This is a genomic window from Shewanella sp. SG41-4, from assembly GCF_014164505.1.
Lineage (GTDB): Bacteria > Pseudomonadota > Gammaproteobacteria > Enterobacterales > Shewanellaceae > Shewanella.
The window spans coordinates 1-2,552 of the sequence record NZ_JACJFI010000415.1 but is presented as its reverse complement, the minus strand read 5'-3'; the positions used below and the strand labels follow the sequence as shown (position 1 = coordinate 2,552).

General features: G+C 42.8%; 3 protein-coding genes. 2 read left to right on the top strand and 1 reads right to left on the bottom strand.

Translation table 11 applies throughout. The annotated features are described in order from the left end of the window. Window positions 1–108, bottom strand: a 108-nt coding sequence (locus tag H5202_RS20465) for a DNA-3-methyladenine glycosylase I (RefSeq protein WP_182773686.1), incomplete at its 3' end; no start/stop codon positions are given. Between the two features lie 112 nt (window positions 109–220). Between H5202_RS20465 and glyQ the strand changes: the two genes are divergently transcribed. Together glyQ and glyS are read left to right on the top strand one after the other, a co-directional pair. After that, a complete protein-coding gene (gene glyQ, locus H5202_RS20460) occupies window positions 221–1,126 on the top strand; it encodes a glycine--tRNA ligase subunit alpha (RefSeq protein WP_182773685.1) in 906 nt (301 codons plus the stop codon). Between the two features lie 9 nt (window positions 1,127–1,135). Further along, on the top strand, window positions 1,136–2,552 hold a 1,417-nt coding region (gene glyS, locus H5202_RS20455), incomplete at its 3' end, for a glycine--tRNA ligase subunit beta (protein WP_182773684.1).

Here is a 2,552-nt window from a genome sequence, read left to right as displayed (position 1 = left end):
CTTAGCAAAAAGCTGTTTAGCATCAAACTCTGGACGTCCCCATACTGTATCGTGGTAATGCTGATATAAAGGGTCTTCACTTACCCAGCCACATCGGTTAACTTGCATGGTATGGTTCCATTAACGTTTTTATTAGTACGTTAAAAAATAACCTACATCTGCCTTGCTCTACAAGGTATAATCATTAACATTTTCTATTAATAGCCTGACAGTAGTAGACATGACGACGAAACACGACGTAAAGACATTTCAGGGTTTCATCCTAACCCTTCAGGAATATTGGGCGCAGCAAGGTTGCGCAATTGTTCAACCTCTAGATATGGAAGTTGGCGCTGGTACTTTCCACCCGCAGACGTTCTTACGTTCATTAGGCCCTGAGCCAATGAGCAGTGCATACGTGCAACCGTCTCGCCGTCCTACTGATGGACGTTATGGTGAAAACCCAAACCGCCTGCAACATTACTACCAATTTCAAGTAGTCCTAAAGCCATCTCCAGATAACATTCAAGAGCTTTATTTAGGCTCACTTGAAGCGCTTGGCATAGACACCAAAGTACATGACATTCGTTTTGTTGAAGATAACTGGGAGTCACCAACATTAGGTGCTTGGGGTTTAGGCTGGGAAATTTGGCTTAATGGTATGGAAGTGACTCAGTTCACCTACTTCCAACAAGTTGGCGGAATTGAATGTAGCCCTGTTACAGGTGAAATCACTTACGGGCTTGAGCGTTTAGCCATGTACATTCAAGAAGTTGATAGCGTATACGATCTTGTTTGGACTGACGGACCACTTGGTCGTGTCACTTATGGTGACATTTTCCATCAGAACGAAGTAGAACAGTCTACCTATAACTTCGAACATGCCGATGTCGATTTTATGTTCACCCTATTCGATCAATGTGAAAAGATGTGCATGTACTTACTATCACTAGAAAAGCCATTACCACTACCTGCTTACGAGCAAGTAATGAAAGCCTCACACGCTTTTAACTTACTTGATGCTCGCCATGCTATATCAGTCACTGAACGTCAGCGTTATATCCTTCGCGTTCGAACTATGGCAAAAGGTGTTGCAGAATCTTATTATCAAGCACGTGAAGCTCTTGGCTTCCCAATGTGTAAGTAGAGGTAACGAATGAATTTTGAAAACTTACTCATTGAAGTTGGTACCGAAGAATTACCACCAAAAGCGCTGCGCACGTTAGCTGAATCATTTTTAACGAGCTTTACAGATGAATTAACTAAAGCTGATTTACCTTATGAATCTGCAGTTTGGTATGCCGCCCCTCGCCGCTTAGCGATTAATGTGTTGGGTCTAGCATTAGCACAAGCTGATAAAGTCGTTGAAAAACGCGGCCCCGCGGTTAGCTCAGCATTTGATGCTGACGGTAACCCAACTAAAGCAGCACAAGGCTGGGCTCGTGGTAACGGTATTACGGTTGAGCAAGCAGAGCGATTAGTCACCGATAAAGGTGAATGGTTAGTCCATCAAGCTAAAGTGGTTGGCGTTGAAACCAAAAGCTTAATAGCTGACATGGCACAGCGCGCACTAGATAAGTTACCAATCCCTAAGCCAATGCGTTGGGGTAACAACAAAACTCAGTTTATTCGCCCGGTTCACACCGTGACAATGTTATTAGGTAGCGAATTAGTTGCTGGTGAATTACTTGGTATTACATCTAACCGCATTATTCGTGGCCACCGCTTTATGGGTAAAGCCAGCTTTGAGTTGGATCATGCTGACAATTATTTAGCCGCGCTAAAAGAGCAAGGTAAAGTTCTAGCAGATTATGAATTACGTAAATCAATAATCAAAGCTGATGCTGAAGCAGCTGCAGCAAAATTAGGTGGTATTGCCGACATTCAAGATGGACTACTTGAAGAAGTGGCTTCACTGGTTGAATGGCCAATAGTGCTAACAGCTAGCTTTGAAGAAAAGTTTTTAAATGTGCCTTCAGAAGCCTTAGTTTACACCATGAAAGGTGATCAAAAATATTTCCCAGTATTTGATAAAGCCGGCAAATTATTGCCTAACTTTATCTTTGTTACTAATATCGAATCTAAAGATCCACAGCAGATTATTTCAGGCAACGAAAAAGTGGTTCGCCCACGTCTGGCTGATGCAGAGTTTTTCTTTAACACCGATAAAAAGCAGACATTAGCATCTCGTATTGCCAGCTTAGAAACCGTGGTGTTTCAAAAACAATTAGGCACATTGAAAGCGCGTGTTGAACGTATTTCGGAACTTGCAGGTTTCATTGCGACGCAAATGAACAACAACGGTGTTGAGACCAACAATGTAGATGCTAGTCGCGCCGGTTTATTGTCTAAAGCAGACCTTATGACCAACATGGTCATGGAGTTTACTGATACTCAAGGCACTATGGGCATGCATTACGCCCGCTTAGATGGCGAAACAGAAGCTGTTGCTATTGCACTTGAAGAACAGTACAAACCTAAATTTTCTGGTGATACAGTACCAACGGCTACAGTGTCGTGTGCGGTTGCACTAGCTGAAAAGTTAGATACGCTAGTGGGTATTTTTGGCATTG